The 21745-nt window shown below is 47.5% G+C and carries 21 protein-coding genes; 16 read left to right on the top strand and 5 right to left on the bottom strand.

The window, feature by feature from the left end; translation table 11 throughout:
* The first annotated feature begins 160 nt into the window (after positions 1-160).
* From BN3656_RS05210 to BN3656_RS05185, 6 genes are all read left to right on the top strand, one after another.
* Complete coding sequence (locus BN3656_RS05210) at positions 161-598, top strand: DUF3783 domain-containing protein (RefSeq protein ID WP_331467873.1); 438 nt, start codon at positions 161-163, stop codon at positions 596-598.
* Positions 595-2037: a VWA-like domain-containing protein gene (locus tag BN3656_RS05205; RefSeq protein WP_066544893.1), complete on the top strand. Its 1443-nt coding sequence runs from the start codon at positions 595-597 to the stop codon at positions 2035-2037. The genes BN3656_RS05210 and BN3656_RS05205 overlap by 4 nt, the downstream gene beginning before the upstream one ends.
* Positions 2034-3542: an AAA family ATPase gene (locus BN3656_RS05200; protein ID WP_066544891.1), complete on the top strand. Its 1509-nt coding sequence runs from the start codon at positions 2034-2036 to the stop codon at positions 3540-3542. Before BN3656_RS05205 ends, BN3656_RS05200 begins: the two co-directional genes overlap by 4 nt.
* Positions 3543-3559: 17 nt before the next feature.
* Positions 3560-5239 carry an FAD-dependent oxidoreductase gene (locus BN3656_RS05195; RefSeq protein WP_066544889.1) on the top strand — a complete coding sequence of 560 codons (1680 nt, stop codon included), beginning with the start codon at positions 3560-3562 and terminating at the stop codon, positions 5237-5239.
* Between the two features lie 94 nt (positions 5240-5333).
* A complete protein-coding gene (locus BN3656_RS05190) occupies positions 5334-6050 on the top strand; it encodes an MBL fold metallo-hydrolase (protein WP_066544883.1) in 717 nt (238 codons plus the stop codon).
* 35 nt (positions 6051-6085) lie between these two features.
* Positions 6086-7366 carry a dihydroorotase gene (locus BN3656_RS05185; protein WP_081422855.1) on the top strand — a complete coding sequence of 427 codons (1281 nt, stop codon included), beginning with the start codon at positions 6086-6088 and terminating at the stop codon, positions 7364-7366.
* Between the two features lie 80 nt (positions 7367-7446).
* Here the strand turns inward: BN3656_RS05185 and BN3656_RS05180 are convergent, their stop codons facing one another.
* The 5 genes from BN3656_RS05180 to BN3656_RS05155 form a co-directional block, all read right to left on the bottom strand.
* Positions 7447-7989 carry a flavodoxin family protein gene (locus BN3656_RS05180; protein ID WP_066544882.1) on the bottom strand — a complete coding sequence of 181 codons (543 nt, stop codon included), beginning with the start codon at positions 7987-7989 and terminating at the stop codon, positions 7447-7449.
* 107 nt (positions 7990-8096) lie between these two features.
* Positions 8097-8378 (bottom strand): hypothetical protein, encoded by a 282-nt coding sequence (locus tag BN3656_RS05175; protein ID WP_066544881.1) that lies wholly within the window; start codon positions 8376-8378, stop codon positions 8097-8099.
* A gap of 214 nt (positions 8379-8592) precedes the next feature.
* Positions 8593-8811 carry a DUF6578 domain-containing protein gene (locus BN3656_RS05170; protein WP_066544879.1) on the bottom strand — a complete coding sequence of 73 codons (219 nt, stop codon included), beginning with the start codon at positions 8809-8811 and terminating at the stop codon, positions 8593-8595.
* A 90-nt stretch (positions 8812-8901) separates the two neighbouring features.
* Positions 8902-9498 carry a sugar O-acetyltransferase gene (locus tag BN3656_RS05165; RefSeq protein WP_066544873.1) on the bottom strand — a complete coding sequence of 199 codons (597 nt, stop codon included), beginning with the start codon at positions 9496-9498 and terminating at the stop codon, positions 8902-8904.
* Positions 9499-9763: 265 nt separating this feature from the next.
* Complete coding sequence (locus tag BN3656_RS05155; protein WP_066544869.1) at positions 9764-10189, bottom strand: hypothetical protein; 426 nt, start codon at positions 10187-10189, stop codon at positions 9764-9766.
* A 228-nt stretch (positions 10190-10417) separates the two neighbouring features.
* On the opposite strand from BN3656_RS05155, the gene BN3656_RS05150 reads away from it, so the two are divergent.
* The 10 genes from BN3656_RS05150 to BN3656_RS05105 all read left to right on the top strand — a co-directional run bounded on the left by BN3656_RS05150 (position 10418) and on the right by BN3656_RS05105 (position 21728).
* Entirely contained in the window at positions 10418-11293 is an 876-nt protein-coding gene (locus BN3656_RS05150; RefSeq protein WP_066544868.1) for an amino acid ABC transporter substrate-binding protein, read from the top strand.
* Positions 11294-11309: 16 nt separating this feature from the next.
* The gene (locus BN3656_RS05145; RefSeq protein WP_066544862.1) at positions 11310-11969 is read left to right on the top strand and encodes an amino acid ABC transporter permease; all 660 of its coding nucleotides are present in this window, start codon (positions 11310-11312) and stop codon (positions 11967-11969) included.
* Between the two features lie 19 nt (positions 11970-11988).
* Positions 11989-12750, top strand: a complete 762-nt coding sequence (locus BN3656_RS05140) for an amino acid ABC transporter ATP-binding protein (protein ID WP_066544856.1) — start codon at positions 11989-11991, stop codon at positions 12748-12750.
* Between the two features lie 201 nt (positions 12751-12951).
* Positions 12952-13578, top strand: coding sequence for a hypothetical protein (locus BN3656_RS05135; protein ID WP_066544855.1), 627 nt, complete (start codon positions 12952-12954; stop codon positions 13576-13578).
* 161 nt (positions 13579-13739) lie between these two features.
* On the top strand, positions 13740-15377 hold the full coding sequence (locus BN3656_RS05130) for an ATP-binding cassette domain-containing protein (protein WP_066544854.1): 1638 nt from the start codon (positions 13740-13742) through the stop codon (positions 15375-15377).
* A gap of 140 nt (positions 15378-15517) precedes the next feature.
* The gene (locus BN3656_RS05125) at positions 15518-16003 is read left to right on the top strand and encodes an S-ribosylhomocysteine lyase (RefSeq protein ID WP_066544852.1); all 486 of its coding nucleotides are present in this window, start codon (positions 15518-15520) and stop codon (positions 16001-16003) included.
* A 29-nt stretch (positions 16004-16032) separates the two neighbouring features.
* A complete protein-coding gene (locus BN3656_RS05120) occupies positions 16033-16788 on the top strand; it encodes an exodeoxyribonuclease III (RefSeq protein ID WP_066544850.1) in 756 nt (251 codons plus the stop codon).
* 25 nt (positions 16789-16813) lie between these two features.
* Complete coding sequence (locus tag BN3656_RS05115) at positions 16814-18637, top strand: ABC-F family ATP-binding cassette domain-containing protein (RefSeq protein ID WP_066544849.1); 1824 nt, start codon at positions 16814-16816, stop codon at positions 18635-18637.
* 30 nt (positions 18638-18667) lie between these two features.
* Positions 18668-20590 carry an alpha-amylase gene (locus BN3656_RS05110; RefSeq protein WP_081422854.1) on the top strand — a complete coding sequence of 641 codons (1923 nt, stop codon included), beginning with the start codon at positions 18668-18670 and terminating at the stop codon, positions 20588-20590.
* Positions 20580-21728 (top strand): M20/M25/M40 family metallo-hydrolase, encoded by a 1149-nt coding sequence (locus BN3656_RS05105; protein ID WP_179297075.1) that lies wholly within the window; start codon positions 20580-20582, stop codon positions 21726-21728. The genes BN3656_RS05110 and BN3656_RS05105 overlap by 11 nt, the downstream gene beginning before the upstream one ends.
* Positions 21729-21745 lie beyond the last annotated feature (17 nt).

Here is a 21745-nt window from a genome sequence, read left to right as displayed (position 1 = left end):
AAGAGCCATATCAAAAACTCGCTGCGCTCAAACAGGTTTGATATGACTCTTAACGAAAAATTTAATCCTCTAAGATTTTCTAATGACCTCCAAAGTCGCCCTGTACACCAACTGCCAGAGCACAGCGTAAAATGAGGAAACTCAGGAAAGGAGAAAGACAGTGGAGCTTGTATTATATTATGGGACGAATGATCCCGGAATGAAAAAGCATGAAATGATGATGAAGAGCGTTCTGGTGCGTATGGGTGTGAAAATCCGCAATGTAAAACCGGAACAGGTCATGGAAACCATAGGCTGTCTGGCCGGCATGCCGGGCTTTCAGGAGCGAAAGAACGTGGATGAGCCTCTTCCTGTGATCCCGGAACAGATGCTGGTGATGAAGGATTTTACCAGCAGCCGGATCGACACCCTGTTATACCAGTTAAGAAAAGCCGGGGTGCCTAAGATCGCTTTAAAAGCCATTGTGACGGAGCACAACTGCGGATGGAGCTTTTATAAGCTGTATGAGGAACTTAAGGAAGAGCACCGGCTGATGACAGAGCAGGCCCAGGCGTCGCAGATGGAGGCCGGAGCGTCTGATGGAGAAGGTTCTTTATGATTGATCCCGTAAGAGAGAGACAGCTTCAGGAACTGGATACGGTTGGAATCTGTACCCGGATCTTGTATCAGGCCAGAAGCGAGCTGTATGTAAATATGCACTTTCTGGATGTGTCCTTAAGCAGCTTGGGGTTTGAGGCAGATTGGGGCCGGAATGGTATATCCATAGATGGGGCGGTGATCTTTTATGATCCGGAATTTCTTTTAAACCTCTATAAAAAGGGCCGTGTATGCGTCAACCGTGCCTATCTGCATATGGTGTTTCACTGCCTGTTCTGCCATATGTATACAAGAAAGGGGCGAAAGAAGGACCTGTGGGATCTGGCCTGCGATATTGCGATGGAAGCGGTGATCGACGGCCTGTACCAGAAATGCGTCCATGTGCCTCAAAGCCCTCTTCGCCGCGAAACCTACCTGCGCCTGAAACGGCAGATGGAGGAGCCGGAGGAGAAAAACAAAATTCAGACAGAAAGGCTGGATGGCAGAGACGGTATTCCCAAACAGGGAAGAACCGGCAGCAAGGTTCTTACGGCAGAGCGCATTTACCGGGTCTTAAGCCGGATGGAGCTTTCTGAACGGAGACTGGGACAGCTTCAGGCAGAATTTAAGGTGGACGACCATGATCTCTGGGAACAGGATGAAAATTCCCGTCAGGCCATTACACGCCAGAACCAGTGGAATGATAAACGGGAAAAAATGCAGACTCAGATGGAAACTATGGGTTCTCAGGATGAATCACAGGAAAATGAAAGCCTTCAGGATATGCTTCGGGCAGAAAACAGGGAGCGGTACGATTACCGTCAGTTTCTCCGGCGTTTTTCTGTGCTTAAAGAGGAAATTGAGGTGGATCCGGACTCTTTTGATCCGGTTTTTTATTCCTATGGAATGTCCCTTTATGGAAATATGCCTTTGATCGAGCCTCTGGAAACAAAAGAGGTATTTCGGATTGAGGATTTTGTGATTGTTATTGACACCAGTATGTCCTGTTCCGGGGAACTGGTTCAGAGGTTTTTAGAGGAGACATATGATGTGCTTTCTGAGTCAGATACTTATTTCAGAAAGATACGGATTCATATTTTGCAGTGTGACGATAAGGTGCAGTCGGATGTGCTGATTGAATGTGCAGAGGATCTAAAGGCTTATATGGAGCATTTTCAGATTACTGGCTTTGGAGGAACAGATTTCCGCCCGGCCTTTGAATATGTAAATGAGCTTCGGGCTAAAAGAGAGGTAGACAGGCTTCGGGGACTGATCTACTTTACGGATGGAAAAGGAATCTATCCGGTTCAGGCTCCGGTTTATGATGCTGCCTTTGTATTTATTGAACATTTATATTCCGATGAATCAGTGCCTGACTGGGCGATGAAGGTGGTTCTGGAGGAGGAGCAGCTTATGGAGATTTCGGGGGGAGATTCGAAGAGAAAGAAGGACAGAGAGTGAATATTAAACGAGCCAAGGAAGAGATAAAGGATACCGCAGCAGCCTATCTTTTAAAGGATGACTGCGGAGAATATGTGATCCCCTCCATCCGCCAGCGGCCGGTGCTTTTGATCGGCCCGCCGGGAGTGGGAAAAACCCAGATCATGGAGCAGATTGCCAGAGAATGCGGTTTGGGTCTGGTTGCCTATACCATTACCCACCATACAAGGCAGAGCGCCGTGGGTCTTCCGTTTATTGAACATAAGGTTTACGGAGGAAAGGAATATGCGGTGACGGAGTACACAATGAGCGAAATTGTGGCTTCGGTGTATGACAGGATCCGCGATACAGGGCTTAAGGAAGGGATCCTTTTTATCGACGAGATCAACTGCGTATCGGAGACATTGGCTCCTGCCATGCTGCAGTTTCTTCAGTGCAAAACCTTCGGAACCCATAAGATACCGGAGGGATGGATCATCGTGGCAGCGGGAAACCCGCCGGAGTACAATAAATCTGTCCGGGAATTTGACGTGGTAACACTGGATCGAATCAAAAAAATTACCGTAGAGCCGGATCTGAAGGTATGGAAGGAATATGCCTATGCGCAGAATATCCATCCGGCCGTTTTATCCTATCTGGACATCCGTCCCCAGTATTTCTGCCAGGTAGAGACCACCGTGGATGGAAAGCGGTTTGTTACGCCCAGAGGCTGGGAAGATCTGTCCCAGCTCATTACAGTCTATGAAAATCTGGATAAAAGGGCAGACCGGGAAGTGGCAGGGCAGTATCTCCAGCATCCGGCGGTTGCAAAGGATTTTGCCAATTACCTGGAACTGTATTATAAATATCAGAATGAGTATCAGGTAGAGGAAATCTTAAAAGGAGTGATCCGGGAAGAGGTATGTACAAGGCTGGAGCGGGCGCCTTTTGATGAGCGCCTCAGCGTTGTGGATCTGCTCCTTGCAAAGCTGACGGACGGTTTCCGGGAGCTTTATGAAAATAAGGCGGAAATGGAACTTTTGATGGCCCGTTTAAAGGAATTTAAACGGGAGTTGGATTGTTCTCAGGATGTAGTCCCGGCTGTGCGTCTGGCCAGTGTGGCGGAAGAGACAGAGCTTACCAGAATCCACAGAAAGGACAGCGGGCTGTCAGACCGGAGAGAGGACAGGCGGTACCGCAGAGTGGCTGCCCGGTTAGAAAGCTGGGTTCAGGAGATGAAGGGAGCTTCTTTAAATGAGGCAGAAGCGGCCTGGCAGTGGACCAGAGAGCAGTTTATGGAGTGCAGCGACAGCTATGAGAATCAGAAGGAGGCCTGCGCGAAAGCATTGGAACACGCATTTGACTTTATGGAAACGGCCTTTGGAAATGGTCAGGAGATGGTTATTTTTATTACCTCATTAAATACAGGTTCTTGCAGCATAGAGTTTTTAAAGGAATATGAGTGCGAACGGTATTACCATTATAATAAAGAACTGTTGTTTGATGAACAGGAGGCAGACGTGAGACGGCTTTTGGAGAAAAAATAAAAAAGGAGGTATTCTATATGAAGGTATTGATCGTAGGAGGCGTGGCAGGAGGAGCAGGCACAGCAGCCAGACTTCGCAGAAATGATGAAAACGCACAGATTATCATGTTTGAACGGGGGCAGTATATTTCCTATGCAAACTGTGGCCTTCCTTACTATGTTGGAGGAGTGATCACAGATAAGGGGGCTTTGCAGCTGCAGACACCGGAGCGTTTTCATCAGAGATTTAATGTGGACGTGAGGACAGAGAGTGAGGTTACAGCGGTAGATACAGTAGGTAAGACGGTAACAGTACGTCATGGGGAGGAAACCTATAAGGAAAGCTATGACCGTCTGGTGCTGTCTCCCGGTGCAGCTCCCATCCGTCCTGCAATTCCCGGAATCGAGGAAAATAAGGTATTTACCCTGAGAAATATTCCCGATACCTATCGTATCTACGACCACATAAAGGAAACTGCGCCCAGAAGCTGTGCGGTGATCGGAGCAGGCTTTATCGGTCTGGAAATGGCAGAAAATCTTGCAGAACGAGGTGTGCATGTAACAGTTGTAGAGGGTGCTTCTCATGTGATGCCCCCCATTGATATGGATATGGCTCATCAGGTGCATAATTATATCCGCGCGCAGGGAATTGACCTCTATCTGGGCCAGACCTGTACTGCTATGGACAAGGATGGAGTAATCTTAAAGGACGGAAGGAAAATCCCGGCTGATATGGTTATCTTAAGTATAGGAGTACGTCCTGATACCGGATTTTTAAAGGACAGCGGAATTGAATTGGGAGCCAGAGGGGAAATCCTGGTAAATTCCTACATGGAAACCAGTGCGCCTGATGTCTATGCTCTGGGTGATGCAGCCAGTGTACGTCATATCGTAAGCGGAAAACAGGTCCTGATTCCTCTGGCTTCCCCGGCCAATAAGCAGGGGCGTATTGTTGGAGATAATCTCTGTGGAAGAAAAACGGCTTATAAGGGCAGTCAGGGTACCTCCATCATGAAATTTTTCGGTCTTACGGTGGCTGTGACAGGTGAAAAGGAAGAAAGCCTGCAGGCTCAGGGACGTGCTTTCTGTAAGGTAATCACCACCTCTGCTTCTCAGGCTGGATATTATCCCGGCGGTGAGATGATGACAGTAAAGACCTTGTTTGAGCCGGATACAGGCCGTATTCTGGGTGCACAGATTGTAGGCGGAAAGGGTGTAGACAAACGTATTGATGATATGGCAAATGCAGTTCGCTTTGGCCTTACAGGCTTTGATCTGCAGGAGATGGAGTTAGCGTATGCTCCGCCATTTTCATCAGCAAAGGATCCGGTAAATATGGCTGGATATGTAATTGGAAACGTAATAGAGAGCCTTATGAAACCGTTCTATGTGGAAGATCTGGATCGGATCCCGGAAGATGCAGTGCGCCTGGATGTGCGTACCCCGGAAGAGTGCCAGAGAGGTATGATACCAGGGTTTATCAATATTCCTCTGGATTCCTTAAGAGAACGCATGGGTGAGCTTGATCGGGAAAAGGATATATATATCACCTGCCAGATCGGCTTAAGAGGTTATCTGGCCCAGAGAATTCTGGATCAGGCTGGGTTTAAGACCTGGAATTTAAGCGGCGGTTACCGGCTTTATGAAATGGTAAAGAAGGATGAGGTAGCTATGGCGGCAGTAGCCGGCATGTGTACGGAGTGCGGAAAGGAACTGTAATAAAGTATTGACGCGGAATGTGTGTTGCGGTAGGCTTGTAATGAGACACATTCCGCGTTTTTATGTGAAATAATCCGAAAGGAGAAGGCAGAATATGAAGATTACCTATATCCACCACAGCAGTTTTCTGGTGGAAATGGAGCAGATTGCGTTGCTCTTTGATTATTTTGAGGGAGAGATCCCTGAAATCCGACAAGATCAGCTGCTGATTGTGTTTGCCAGCCATCGTCATGGAGATCATTTCTCGCCTGGAATTTTTGATCTGGCAGAGAATCATCCCAAAATCTGGTTTGTCCTTTCGGACGATATCTGGAGAAAAAGAGTTCCGGAGGAATTTTTGTGTCGGACCAGTTTTTTGGGGCCGGGAGAGGAATTTTCTTTTCAGAAGGAGACAGGAGAAAAGGTGCCTGTAACGGTCAAAGCATTTAAATCTACAGATGAGGGAGTAGCCTTTCTGATTGAAGCAGAGGGAAAGGTTCTTTATCACGCAGGAGATCTGAATAACTGGGTCTGGGAGGGTGAACCGGAGGAATATAACTTCCGAATGAGCGAAGCATTTCACAGTGAACTTCTGAAAATAGCTGGAAATCATATTGATGTGGCTTTTATGCTGCTGGATCCCCGGCAAGGAAAGGACTTTTATCTGGGAATGGATGATTTTATGCATATGGTGGGAGCTGATATTGTGTTTCCCATGCATTTCTGGGGAGATTTTGGCGTGACAGAGCGTTTTAAGACTCTGCCCTGTGCAGCTGACTATGCAGAAAAGATTATGGAAATTCGTTGTCAGGGGGAAAGCTTTCAGTTATAGTATAAATTGCGGAAAAGAAAGGAAGAAACAGTTATATGATACTTATCAAGGGAAGCCGGGTACTGGATCCGGCGGGAAAGACAGACAGCAGAGCAGATCTTGTGATTGAGGATGGAATCATCAGAGAAATCTGCCCTCCGGATACGCTGGGAGGAAGAACAGAAGCGGAATATGAACAGATAATCGATGGAACGGGTCTGGTGACGGCTCCGGGTCTGGTGGATGTTCATGTCCATTTCAGAGATCCGGGCCTGACCTATAAAGAGGATATTCATACAGGAGCGGCTGCAGCTGCCAAAGGAGGCTTTACTACTGTAGTATGTATGGCAAATACAAAGCCGTTAGTTGATAATGAGGAAACGCTGCGCTATGTTCTTGAAGAGGGGAAAAAGACAGGAATCCATGTACTCAGCTGTGCCGCTGTGTCAAAGGGATTTAAGGGCGAAGAACTGACCGATATGGAGGGCCTGCTGGCTGCAGGAGCCGCCGGCTTTACCGATGACGGAATCCCCTTAATGGACGGCCCCTTTGTGCTTAAGGCTATGGAGGAGGCCGCCAGACTGGATACAGTAATCAGCTTCCATGAGGAAGATAAATCATTTATCCGTGAAAACGGCATCAACCATGGCGCTGTATCCGATCAGCTTGGGATTTATGGTTCCCCTTCTCTGGCAGAGGATTCCCTGGTAGCAAGAGACTGTATGATCGCTCTGGAAACAGGAGCCAGGATCGATGTTCAGCATATCAGCTCTGGCTATTCCGTAGAGCTGGTGCGTCTGGCAAAGAAGCTGGGGGCAGATGTGTGGGCTGAGGTAACGCCTCATCACTTTACGCTTACCGAGGAAGCAGTGCTGGAACACGGAACTCTTGCGAAGATGAATCCTCCTCTGCGTACGGAATTGGATCGCCAGATGCTGATTGCCGGCTTAAAGGACGGAACCATTGACCTGATCGCTACAGACCATGCGCCTCACAGTAAGGAGGAGAAGGATAAGCCCCTTACAGAAGCTCCCAGCGGCATTATCGGACTGGAAACAGCCCTTTCTCTGGGAATTGAACAACTGGTGAAGCCTGGCCATTTGAGCCTGCTGGAGCTGATGGAAAAGATGAGCTTAAACCCGGCCAGATTATACAAGCTGGACTGTGGCCGGATCTGCGAGGGCGCACCTGCGGATCTTGTTATTTTTGATGAAAATGAAACATGGACGGCAGATCAGTTTGCATCAAAGGCATCCAACACCCCATTTTTGGGCCGGTCTATGACAGGAAAGGTGAAGTATACCATCTGTGAGGGAAAGGTAGTGTATCAGGATTAGCATAAATACCGCTATATAAGAAAAAGAGGATGCCGCCCGGACTTTGCGGCATCCATTTTTCTATGTATATTCCGTAGATTCTAGCAGACTGCTTTTCCCATTTCATAGGCCTTTTCAAGAGCTGGATTTCCTGCAATTTCACCAACTGCACCAACGCCGCCGCCGAATACGACTCCTGCCAGACGGGATTTGGGGAAGCAGGCAATCCAACCGGAAAGTCCGTGTACGGCTCCCTCAACTGCGGTATCCTCATCCTCCGCGGCCGCTGCCAAAAGATAAACATCCCGGAACTGATAATCAGAATCATACAGCGGATTTGCACGATCCAGCATGGTCTTCATCTGTCCGCTCATTTCATAATAGTAAACCGGAGTGGCAAATACCAGCACATCTGCTGTTTTCATTTTCTGTGCAATGATTTCTGCATCATCATGGATGATACACGTTCTGGTTTTCAGGCAGGTCAGACAGCCTTTGCAGAAGCTGATGGTTTTATCGTATAAGCATATCTTTTCTACCTGGTTTCCTGACTCCTCTGCTCCTCGGATAAATTCGTTTGCAAGAGTCTCTGAGTTGCCGCCTTTTCTTGGGCTTGTAGAGATTACTAAAATGTGTTTGGGCATGTGTTTTCCTCCTTTGATTGATTATTTGATAAGCTGGAATATGATGTCCTCTTGTATCATCTGTCCCTTATTATTTTAATCAACTATATTAAAATCTCTACGCCACATCACAGTTTCTCCAAGGTCACATACGCTTCCTGCAATGCTTCATGGAATCTCGATTCTTTTATTTCTGGAGTAAGCCCAGGCTCATCAATATAAAGCAAACAAGCGTCTGGAACTTTATCCATAAAGCACTTGTGAAACAGTGGATTTTCATAAGTATTTGCGTATTCAGTATAAAAGGGTTCTGCTTGATTGTAATATTCTTCTTTCGTGATTCTTCCATCCAGATAGTCCTTCATTTGACTTAATAAAGTCTCTCTAAACTTTATGCCACTTATTCTCATTTTGTCCACTCCCATTTTATATGTGAAAATTCCAATTTGTTGTTTTTTACTTATAAATCATACCACATAATAACATCAATAAACGCTAAGATATTACAGACTATACTGCACCCAAAAGGCAGCTTCAAAAACGGAAGCTATTTGAATGTAACTTCTTCCTGTTTGGAATGTCTGATTGAACATTCATTTAACTCAACAATATACCCTGTTGCTCTCATATCTTCGATTTTCTTTTCAAAGCCTTTCGAACAAATAATTTTTCCCAATTTTCATCATGAGCTTCATAACAATAGTCAATCGTTCCGAGGTCTACAGGGGCAAGTATCTGTTCACGTTCTATTTTATAAACGAACCACTTCACTATATCACCTATAGAAAAAGCTTTACCACAGCATTCCAGCTGCCAACTCTCATAAAATACTGTACATTTCATTTTCACTGTCACCTTACAACTTTCGACTTTCCTGTTTCTATTTCAGCTTTCAGCCCAGTCAATTCCCAATTCCGTGAACCAGAAAATTCGCTATATTTCTATATACTCTGGATATTTTTGTCTGTCTTTCTCCGTTATTCTGCGAATTACCCTGCAGGGAACGCCTGCGGCAATTACTCCATCAGGTATATCTTTATTAACAACGCTTCCAGCACCTATTATTGTATTGCTTCCGATCGAAACTCCCGGCAGCACAGATACATTTGCACCAATCCATACATTGTCACCGACAGTAATTGGAAGTGCGATTTCCAGTCCCTTTGCTCTTTGCCCTGCATCTATGGCATGACCAGCTGTTGAAAAAACAACATTAGGAGCAATAAATACGTTATCGCCAAAGGTAACCTTAGCCCCATCCAATATTGTGCAGTTGTGATTTGTGTAGAAATTATTCCCAATCGTTATATTGCTCCCATAGTCGCAGTAAAAGGGCGCTGTAATTACAAAGTCTCCTTTAATACATCCAATTATTTTCTTTATAATTTCCGCCTGTTTTTTTGTATCCGATGGTTTGCACTGATTAAATTCATAGCACAGATCAGCGCATTTCGTTCTGTTTTCCACAACTTCCCTGTCATAGTTGGCGTCATATAAATAGCCTGCCTGAGCTTTATTCCATTCGTTCATTTCATTCCCTCATCCTTAAATTTTTACCACGGTTCATACGCAGCGGATCCCCTCTAAATATCCGGTTTAGCAGCTGTCAGATTAACAATTCCATCTTCCAGGGTTACTTCAAACTCGATTAAATCTCCATAATCTATCCTTGAATAGTTATCATATTGATCAAAATCAGAAGCAGCATTAACAGCAAGATTTAATGAATACCCTGTAGACGAAGGATATCTGCATACACTGGAAACGACTCTGCTGTGATTCATAAATATCAGGCTTACCATTCCTTCACTAATGCTGTCCTCAGCCTGTAATTATTTATATAAATCATCGGATCCCCGAAAATAAAATAAAAGATCAGAAACACAGCGGCAATAAAATATATAACATTATGACAAAGATCTGAGAGCTTCCATGCCCGTTCATTATCGGCATTTAATTTTCCAGTTTCCCAACTTCCGGTTTCAACCGCTTTTTTCTTATGCTTTGAAATATACAGAGCAATCCACACTGCATAGCCCGCTGCAAAGATTAAAACAGCCGACTCCTGTGAAAATGCAACCTCCATTCCCCTTATGGTCCAATATCCCATCAGGATAATCCACAGTATGTCGGTAAAGCCATCAATGGACAACACTTTATAGAGAACAAGTATTCCAAGCAGTAATGAAACGATAAATGTTTTAGGACTTACTATTTTCATTACGTTCACTCCATTCTTCTAAAAACCATGATACCACACTTCCACCACCATGGAAAGGCTGCGGGAAAATAACTTCGGAAGTACGGAAGAGGAAATAATTTTCATTTTCCCCTTTACAAAAACACTTTAGTATGCTAATATGATAACACATTAGCAAATAAGAGCCGACACGATTTATGGAGATTCAAAGCAGGAAGCCAAAGGCTCGCCATCGAGGAGGAAACGATTATGAAAAAAAGAGTTGTATGTGCCGCACTTGTATCTATAATGACCATGTCACTGGCAGCCTGCTCCGGTGGAGCCGCATCTGCACCGGCTGAGACAAAGGCTGAATCCACAGAAGCAAAAACAGAGGCAGCAGAGACCACAGAAAAAGCCGCTGAAGCAGAAGGAGAAACAAAGGCAGAAGGCGGTACCCTGATCGTGGGATTTGATCAGGATTTCCCGCCGATGGGATTTATGGGAGATGATGGCGAGTATACAGGCTTTGACCTGGAGCTGGCACAGGAGGCTGCAAAGCGCCTGGGTCTGGAGTATAAGCCCCAGCCTATCGCATGGGATGCAAAGGATATGGAACTGGAGTCGGGAAATATTGACTGTATCTGGAATGGCTTTACCATGACCGGCCGGGAGGACGGATATACATGGAGCGAGCCCTACATGGAAAATTCTCAGGTGTTTGTAGTGGCAGGGGATTCCGGAATTAAAAGCCAGGCAGACCTTGCAGGAAAGGTAGTGGAGTGTCAGGTGGATTCCTCCGCGGAAGCAGCCTTAAAGGAGGTTCCTGATCTGACAGCCACCTTTGCACAGCTTCTTACTACCGCAGATTACAACACAGCCTTTATGGATCTGGAGCAGGGCGCAGTAGACGCCATTGCCATGGATGTAGTTGTGGCCGGATATCAGATCAGCCAGAGAAACGCAGATTTTGTTATACTGGAGGATTCGCTGGCGGCAGAGGAGTATGCGATCGGCTTTAAGAAGGGAAACACAGAGTTAAAGGATAAAGTCCAGGGCGCATTGGAGGAGATGGCTGCGGACGGCACCTTAAAGACCATCTCTGAAAAATGGTTTGGCAAGGACATTACGACAATTGGAAAATGAAAGCAGGTAGTTTAAAATGGGTAAAATGACACTTTCCCAGATGGTTGCACAGTTAGCAGGAGGCATGGGAACCAGCATACAGATATTTGTGGTTACGCTTGTATTTTCTCTGCCTTTGGGTCTCATAGTGGCTTTTGGCCGTATGACGAAAAACGGTTTCCTTAGAAATCTGGTTAAGGTTTACATTTCTATTATGAGGGGAACGCCCCTGATGCTGCAGCTCATGGTGGTTTATTTTGGCCCTTACTATCTTTTCGGCATCCGTGTAGGAAGCGGCTACCGTCTTTGGGCTACCTTTATCGGGTTTGTGATTAACTATGCCGCCTATTTTGCGGAAATTTACCGCAGCGGCATTCAGTCCATGCCTCAGGGACAGTATGAGGCGGCCTATATCCTGGGCTACAGCCGGTTCCAGACCTTTTTTAAGATCATTCTGCCTCAGGTGATCAAGCGGATCCTCCCCTCGATTACCAATGAGGTGATTACCCTGGTAAAAGACACGTCGCTGGCGTTTACCCTAAGCGTAGTGGAGATGTTTTCAGTTGCAAAGGCGCTGGCATCCTCTCAGACCAGTATGATTCCCTTTGTGGCAGCCGGCCTTTTCTATTACATCTTCAATCTGATTGTGGCCTGCACCATGGAATGGATGGAAAAAAAGCTGGAGTATTACCGTTAGAAACAGGAGGATGTGGAAAATGAAGCTTTTGGAATTAAATCATGTGGAAAAGTCCTTCGGCGATCTGAAGGTATTAAAGGATATATCAATGAGCGTGGAGGACGGGGAGATCGTTTCCATCATCGGCCCTTCAGGCTCCGGCAAATCAACCCTCCTGCGCTGTGCCACCATGCTGGAAACCATGGATCGGGGCGAGGTGGTTTATTTGGGAAAAAAGGCGGTATGGGGAAATGATTCCGGTTCCATTCAGTATGCATCTCCTGCAGAATTAAAGGAAATCCGCAGCCAGTATGGTCTGGTATTTCAGAATTTTAATCTGTTTCCTCATTTTTCGGTGATGAAAAATATCACAGATGCGCCGATCCATGTACAGAAGCGCAATAAGGAGGAGGTCTATTCAGAAGCCAGAGAGCTGTTAAAAAAGATGGGACTTGAAGATAAAGAAGACGCCTATCCATACCAGCTTTCCGGCGGTCAGTGCCAGAGGGTTGCTATCGCAAGAGCCCTGGCCTTAAAGCCCAGGATCCTGTTTTTTGATGAGCCTACCTCAGCTCTCGATCCGGAGCTTACGGGAGAGGTGTTGAAGGTGATCCGCTCCCTGGCAGATCTCCATATTGCCATGGTGATCGTAACACATGAGATGGCCTTTGCCAGAGATATTTCCCACAGGGTCGTCTTTATGGCCGGAGGGGTGATCGTGGAAGAGGGAACACCAGAGGAGGTATTTTCCTCAGATAATGAGCGGACGCAGAGCTTTCTGGGGAGATATGGAACGATTTGATAGAGAAAATAAATGGCAGGCAGTGCCTGAGGAGAAAAGCATCCTCCGGCGCTGTCTGTTTTTGTTGAGGAATAGGCGCGTTCCGTGCATAATATTAAGAAACTGTAAGGGAAAACTTCTTGTATTTTTCAGACAGGGATGGTAACATCTGGGTAAAAGTATGGAAATTTTGTTTTTTGACGGAAGATCGGAGGTAAAAATATGAGAAAACAGGTATATATGACAGCTGTGGCAGTGATGGCAGGAGTTCTTCTTGCTTCGGGATGCAGCAAAAATCAGGATGAGATGCCGTCTTCATCGGTTCCGCAGACAGAGACAGCCACAGAATCGGAGGCATCCTCTGAGACAGAGACAACCCCGGCACAGACAGAGGAACCAGCAGAAGCCGGGCGCTATCATATGCTTCAGGGAACAGTGATTGAGGAAAAAGAAGATGGTTCTGCCTTTACGCTTCTGGCAGATGATGGGAAAGAGTATGAGATTTCCCTAAGCGATATCCGGGATGTAGAGACGGAGATTGCAGAGGATATCCAGATTGCCATTGCCTATATTGGCGAGCCGCTTGGAAAACTGGAGGATGCGGATCTGGTAGTGGCCCTGCCGGAGCAGGAAGAGTGGACGATTTCCACAGAGGAAGGAACCACCACGGCTAATGCCATGAGTTCCTTTGCGATGAAAACAGCGGACGGAAGAGAACTGAGCTTTTTAAAGGATAACTGCCCCATAGAGGACGGTGCGCTGTCAGAGGACAGCGGAGATCCGGTCCGGGTGACGTATGTGACCTCTGAGGGGATGAATTTTCCAGTGGAGATTGTGAAGGGACAGTAGGGAGATGCAAAATGTCCTATTTTTTCCGAAAATCCCCTTGCAAAAACCCTGTTTTCCCTGTACAATCTGATATTGAGAGAAACATAAAAAGAGGGGCCAGATTCTGACCCCTCTTTTGACGAGGAACGATAAAAATAAGATTCCAAAGAAAGGTAAGAGACATGATTAGTGCAAATAATATCTCCCTTCGCGTAGGCAAGAAGGCATTGTTTGAGGAAGTGAATATCAAATTCACCGAGGGTAACTGCTATGGACTGATCGGTGCAAACGGTGCGGGAAAGTCTACATTTTTAAAGATTCTGTCCGGCCAGTTAGAGCCGACCAGCGGTGAGATTGCCATTACACCGGGACAGAGACTTTCCTTCTTACAGCAGGATCATTTCAAATATGACGAGTATACAGTGCTTGATACGGTTATCATGGGAAATGCCAGACTGTACCAGATTATGAAGGAAAAAGAAGCCATCTACATGAAGGAGGACTTCACAGACGAGGACGGCATCAAGGCGGCAGAGCTGGAAGGCGAGTTTGCCACCATGAACGGCTGGGAAGCAGAGTCTGATGCAGAGAGCCTGTTAAACGGCCTTGGCATCGGCCCTGAGCTCCACTATTCCCAGATGGGAAATCTTCTGGGCGCACAGAAGGTAAAGGTGCTTCTTGCACAGGCATTATTCGGAAATCCTGACATCCTGCTTCTGGACGAGCCTACCAACCACCTGGATCTGGACGCCATTGCATGGCTGGAAGAGTTTCTGATTAACTTTGAAAATACCGTTATCGTGGTATCCCATGACCGTTATTTCTTAAATAAGGTCTGCACACAGATTGCAGATATCGACTATGGCAAGATTCAGCTGTATGCCGGAAACTACGATTTCTGGGTAGAGTCCAGCCAGCTGATCATCAAGCAGATGAAGGAAGCCAACCGGAAGAAGGAAGAGAAAATTAAGGAGCTGCAGGAGTTCATCCAGCGTTTCTCTGCAAATGCTTCCAAGTCCAAGCAGGCAACCTCCCGTAAGCGCGCCCTGGAAAAGATCGAGCTGGACGATATTAAGCCATCCAGCAGAAAGTATCCTTACATTGACTTCCGTCCCTCCCGTGAGATCGGAAATGAGGTTCTGACCGTAGAGCATTTAAGCAAGACCATTGACGGCGAGAAGATTCTTGACGACATTTCCTTTATTCTGGGAAGAGAGGACAAGGTTGCTCTGGTAGGGCCAAACGAGCGTGCAAAGACCGTTCTCTTTAAGATTCTTGCAGGTGAGATGGAACCCGACGAGGGAAACTATAAGTGGGGTCTGACAACTACCCAGTCTTATTTTCCCAAGGACAACTCCGCTGAGTTTGCAAATGACGATACTATCGTAGAGTGGCTGACCCAGTATTCTCCTGAAAAGGATGTAACATATGTGCGTGGTTTCCTGGGCCGTATGCTTTTTGCGGGCGAGGATGGTGTAAAGAAGGTAAAGGTTCTTTCTGGAGGCGAGAAGGTTCGCTGTATGCTGTCCAAGCTGATGATTTCCGGTGCAAATGTACTGATGCTTGACGAGCCTACAGACCACCTGGATATGGAGTCTATTGATGCGTTAAACCGTGGTATGATCAAGTTCCCGGGTGTGATGATCTTCTCCTCCCGTGACCATCAGATCGTACAGACAACAGCCAACCGCATCATGGAAATCATCAATGGAAAGCTCATTGACAAGATCACCACATATGATGAGTATCTGGAAAGCGATGAGATGGCTAGAAAGAGATTTACATTTACCGTTGCTGAAAGCGACGAGCAGGATGATTGATTATAAGGTGCGTTTTGGCACAAGACGGAGGCAGGATCTGGACAAAGGGTCCTGCCTTTTCGGATGGAAGAAGAGGCGGTTTGTGGTGTGCAGTGCACACCGCAGGCAGCGAGACAATGAAGAAAAGGAGAAGATTCAAAATGGAAAAAATTGCAAGTTTTACCATCGACCATATCCGGCTTCAGCCGGGGGTATATGTTTCAAGAAAGGATCAGGTAGGGAATCAGGTGATTACGACCTTTGACCTGCGTATGACCTCTCCCAATGAGGAACCGGTGATGAATACGGCGGAGATGCATACCATTGAGCATCTGGCAGCTACCTTTTTAAGAAACCATAAGGAGTATGGAAGCCGTACCATTTACTTTGGTCCTATGGGCTGCCGTACCGGTTTTTATCTGCTTCTGGCAGGCAATCTGGCTTCAAGGGAGATTCTGCCTCTGATGGTGGAGCTATTTGCCTTTATCCGGGATTTTGAGGGTGAGGTGCCTGGGGCTTCTGCAAGGGACTGCGGCAATTATCTGGATATGAATCTGGGGATGGCAAAGTATCTGGCTGCAAGATACTTAAAGGTGCTGGAACAGATTGACAGCTATCCGGAATCCAGACTGGAGTATCCGCAGTAGGGCTTTTTGGATCAGGAAAGGAGTTCTGTATGAAAAAACTGATTTCATGGAATGTAAACGGCCTGCGGGCCTGTGTGGGAAAAGGGTTCCTGGACTTTTTTAAGGAGGCGGATGCAGATGTATTCTGTATTCAGGAGAGCAAGCTTCAGGAGGGACAGATTGACCTTGAGCTTCCGGGGTATTTTCAGTATTGGAATTATGCAGAGAAGAAGGGGTATTCCGGAACGGCTTTATTCTGTAAGGAGGAGCCGGTTTCTGTATCATACGGACTGGGGATTGAGGAGCATGACCATGAGGGCCGTGTGATCACGGCTGAATTTGGCGATTATTACGTTGTCACCTGCTATACTCCCAATTCTCAGGACGGCCTTGCAAGGCTGGATTACCGCATGGAATGGGAAGCAGCATTTTTAGCCTATCTGAAGCAGCTGGAGGAGAAAAAGCCGGTGATTTTCTGCGGGGATCTGAATGTGGCCCACAAAGAGATTGACCTGAAAAATCCCAAAACTAACCGGAAAAATGCCGGTTTTACCGATGAGGAGCGGGGAAAATTTACAGAGCTTCTGGATGCCGGCTTTATTGATACCTGGCGTTATTTTAATCCGAATACAGAGGGCGTGTATTCCTGGTGGTCCTACCGTTTTAAGGCCAGAGAGAAGAATGCCGGGTGGCGCATCGACTATTTCTGTACCAGCGAGGCCTTAAAGGACCGTCTGGTAAGCGCAGGAATCCATACAGAGGTATTTGGCTCGGACCATTGTCCGGTAGAACTGGTGATTGAATAGCAAATGAGGGAAAGGAAACGGATCCATGAATCTTCTTACCATTGAGCATTTAACGAAATCATATACCGAACGTCTGCTGTTTGACGATACGGCATTTTCCATCAATGAGGGGGAAAAGGTCGGCCTGATCGGAATCAACGGAACCGGAAAGTCCACGCTCCTTCGGATCGCGGCAGGCTTGGAGGAGCCGGATGAGGGTTCGGTGGTGAAGGGACGCAGCCTGTATATCCGGTATCTGCCCCAGATCCCGGAATTTCAGGATGGAGAAACCGTGCTGGAGGCCATTGTGCGTGAAAATGAAAATGAGCCTCATTTTTCCTCAAAGGAGGAGTTAAAGGCAGCGGCCCGCTCTATGTTAAACCGTCTGGAGGTGCCGGACTGCGAGGCAAAGATAGATACTCTTTCCGGCGGACAGAGAAAGAGGGTAGCTTTAGCCAGCGTTCTTTTAAGTACGGCAGATCTGCTGATTCTGGACGAGCCGACCAACCATCTGGACAGCGGCATGGCAGAGTGGCTGGAGGCATATTTAAAGGCCTTTAAGGGCGCTCTTTTGATGATCACCCATGACCGGTATTTTCTGGACAGTGTAACCAGCCGGATCGTGGAGCTGGACAAGGGAAAGCTCTACAGCTATCAGGGAGGATACGAAAAATACCTGGAACTTAAAGCAGAGCGGATAGAGATGGCAGAGGCCACAGAGCGCAAGCGCCAGTCCATTTTAAGGACAGAGATCGCCTGGATGCAGAGAGGGGCCAGAGCCCGTTCAACCAAGCAGAAGGCCCATATCCAGCGCTATGAGGCATTGCGTGACCAGGAGGGGCCCCAGTATGACAGAAATGTACAGTTAGAGTCCATTGCCAGCCGTCTGGGACGGACTACGGTAGAGCTGAAGGATATTTCCAAGTCCTACGGAGATAAGGTGCTCTTAAAGGATTTCACCTATATTTTCCTGAAAAATGACCGTGTGGGAATTATCGGCCCCAACGGAAGCGGAAAGTCTACTCTGATGAAGATCATTGCAGGCTGGGTACAGCCGGATTCCGGTACAACAGAAATCGGACAGACGGTAAAGCTGGGTTATTTTTCCCAGGAAAATGAAGCCATGGACGAGAGCCTGCGCGTCATTGATTATATTAAAAACGCTGCAGAATATGTGAAAACAAAAGATGGAAGCATCAGCGCCAGCCAGATGCTGGAGCGGTTTTTATTTCCGTCCAGTGTTCAGTATACGGTGATCGGAAAGCTCTCCGGAGGGGAGAAGCGCAGGCTGTATCTGCTCCGTATCCTGATGGAAGCGCCCAATGTGATCCTTCTGGATGAGCCTACCAATGACCTGGATATCCAGACGCTGGTGATCCTGGAGGATTATCTGGACACCTTCCCGGGGATTGTGATTACCGTATCCCATGACCGGTATTTCCTGGACCGCGTGGTAAACAGGATCTTTGCCTTTGAGGGCGATGGAAGGGTACAGCAGTATGAAGGCGGGTATACGGATTATCAGAATGCCTGCCTTAAAAGGGCAGAAGCAGAAGGAGGACAGCCGGGAGGCGGACAGGAAGGGAAAACCGAAGTCCGTACAAACGGAAAAACCCAGCGCACCCGCGGCCCCCAGAAGCTGAAATTCAGCTATAAGGAGCAGAGAGACTATGAAACCATCGAAGGTGAGATGGCAGACCTGGAGGAGAGGATTTCCTCTCTGGAACAGGAAATCCAGGCTTCAGCCCATGATTTTGTAAAATTGAACCAGCTCATGGCAGAGAAGGAGGAGGCGGAAGCCGCTTTAGAGGAGAAGATGGAGCGGTGGATGTATCTGGAAGAGCTGGCTGCAAAGATTGCAGAGCAGTAGAGTATGAATTCAGTGAAAGGCGGCATATAGATGAAACAGGATTATATTGCGGTGGCAGACAAAAGCCGGATCTATCCGCCTGGTGTGGCGGCGAATGGGGATGGCTTTGATGTGTGTTTTATTTCGGAGGCAGAAAGATGCGGGCTGCTTCTCTTCAAAAAAGGGAGCAGGCAGCCTGTCGCCAGAATCCCCTTCCCCCATGAGGGACGGATGGGAAATGTACACTTTATGACCGTAAAGGGAGAGTTTGAGGGTCTGGAATACGCCTTTGAGGAGGATGGAAAGGAGGCAGCAGATCCGTTTGGACGGCAGTTTGCAGGCTGCGGACGCTGGGGCCATAAAGAACGGGGAACAGGCGGGATCCATACAGTATTTCCGAAAAAAGGTGCGGATTTTGACTGGGAAGATGACCGTCTTCCGGCTGTTCCTGCTCAGGACTGCATCATTTACAAGATCCATCCCAGAGGTTTTACAAAGCATGCTTCTTCTGGTTTGAGTCCGGAAAAGAGGGGAACCTTTGAAGGAGTAATTGAAAAGATTTCCTATCTTAAAGAGCTGGGGATTACCACGTTGGAAATGATGCCTCCGGTGGAATTTAATGAGATTATCCTTCCGGAAAAGTCCGAAATTTTCGGTCTTCCCCAGGGAATGCGGAGGGAAGAACAGGAAGAAAGGCCTTCTCATACAGAGCCTGTAAAGCTCAATTACTGGGGCTACTGCAGCGGCTTTTATTTTGCTCCCAAGGCCTCCTATTGTTCATCCGGAAACCCGTCTGCAGAGTTTAAACGGATGGTAAAGGCTCTTCACCATGCAGGGATTGAACTGGTGATCGAACTGTATTTTGACGGAAGTGAAGCGCCGGGATATGTGCTGGATGTGGTGCGCTTCTGGGCGATGGAATACCATGTAGACGGCGTTCATCTGGTAGGTTTTGCACCTCTTTCCCTGTTGGCGGAAGACCCTTATTTAAAGGATTTAAAGCTGTGGGGAGAAGGCTGGAAGGAGGGGGATTCCCGCCGCATCTGTGAGTATAATTCCGGCTTTATGATGGATATGAGACGCTTTTTAAAGGGCGATGAGGGGATGTTAAGTGCGCTATCCTACCATATCCGCCACAATCCGGATCATATGGGAGTCATCAATTACATGGCAAATGTAAACGGCTTTACCATGATGGACATGGTTTCCTATAATGAAAAGCATAATGAGGACAATGGGGAAGATAATCAGGACGGCTCAGACCAGAATCAGTCCTGGAACTGCGGGGCAGAGGGGCCGGTGAGAAAGAAAAAAGTTCTCAGTCTGCGGCTTCGTCAGTTAAAGAATGCCCTGCTTCTTCTGTTTTTAAGCCAGGGAACGCCCCTTCTTCTATCTGGTGATGAGTTTGGGCAGACCAAACAGGGAAATAACAATTCCTACTGTCAGGACAATGAAATTTCCTGGCTGAACTGGGGGCTTATACGGCGTAATAAGGATCTATTTGCCTTTGTAAAACAGGTGATCTCATTCAGAAAGTCCCATGATCTGTTCCATATGGCGAAAGAACCCAGACTGATGGATTACCGGGGGCTGGGACTGCCGGATCTGTCCTATCACGGAGAGAAGGCATGGCAGCCGGAATTTGACCGGTGCAGCCGTCAGTTCGGCGCATTTTACTGCGGCGATTATTCAGAGGATACAGAAAAAACCAGCTTTTATACAGCCTATAATATGCACTGGGAGCCACATGAATTTGCGCTGCCGAATCTCCCCAAAGGAAGGGCATGGCAGATGGTTTTCAATACAGCCGAGGACAGTGTAAACGGTTTCTGGCCGGAGGGAAAAGGCCCTGTATTAAAGGATCAGAAAAAGGTTATGATCGGAGCGCGGGCAGTCTGTGTATTTATGGAGAACCCGGAGGTTCTGCCTGAAAAAACGGTTCGGGAGAAAGAAGGAAAAAAAGATGCTCAGTGAGTCAATGGAAGTGTTTATCAGAGAACATGAGGAGGAGGCCCTGGAACTTTTAAGAACTATTGCCAGGATTCCTGCGCCCTCAAACCATGAGGAAAAACGGGCGGAATTCTGTTCCCGGTGGTTAAAAGAGCAGGGGGCAGAAGGGGTATATATAGATGAGGCATTAAATGTTGTCTGGCCGGCCGTGATCCGTGAAAAAAATGGCCTGGAGGTCTATATGGCCCATACGGATGTGGTATTTCCTGATGAGGAGGAGCTGCCTTTAAAAGAGGAAGGAGACCGTATCTTCTGTCCGGGCATTGGGGATGATACAGCCTGTCTTGTCTGCCTGCTCCTTGGGGCAAAGTATCTGGCAGAGGCCATCCGGGAAGGGCGCCTTGAGGAGGTGTATCCCTCTGACCGCCCGGGGCTTTTGTTTGTATGCAATTCCGGGGAAGAAGGGCTGGGAAATCTAAAGGGCGTCCGGAACATATGCGAGGATTATGCCGGTCGGATCACAGCTTTTTGTACCTTTGACAGCCAGCTGGATAAGATCGTAGACCAGGCTGTGGGATCTAAGCGATTTAAGGTCACAGTGCGCACGAAAGGAGGACACTCCTTTAATGATTTCGGCCGGGAAAATGCCATTGAAAGGCTGGCAGGCATCATTGGAGCGCTGTACCGGATCCAGATTCCTAAGCAGGGAAAAACGACTTTTAATGTAGGCCAGATCCAGGGCGGAACATCGGTTAATACCATTGCTCAGGAGGCTCATATGCTTTATGAGTTCCGTTCAGACCGGAGGGAACATCTGGACTATATGCAGGATCAGTTTGATAAAGTGATCGAACAGGCTAGAGCGCAGGGGATGGAGATCGAAACGGAGGTTTTAGGGATTCGTCCCTGCTCCGGCAGCATTGACCCGGAGCGCCAGAGGACTCTTTTAGAGCGGGCCTGCATGGCTGCAGCGCAGGTTACAGGGCAGCGCCCCCAGACAGGCTCCGGTTCCACAGACTGCAATATCCCCATGTCGTTGGGAATCCCCAGCGTCTGCGCGGGCTGCTACCGGGGCAAAGGCGCTCATACCAGAGAGGAATACATTGAAAAATCCTCCATATCCGAGGGGATGAAGGTCGTATTTGGCATGATATTTGGCTGATGTCATAACAGACCTCC

It is taken from the genome of Clostridium sp. AT4 (assembly GCF_001517625.2).
In the GTDB taxonomy this organism is placed as follows: domain Bacteria; phylum Bacillota; class Clostridia; order Lachnospirales; family Lachnospiraceae; genus Enterocloster.
Note: the sequence above shows the minus strand (reverse complement) of the source record. Positions and strands in the feature narration are given on the sequence as shown.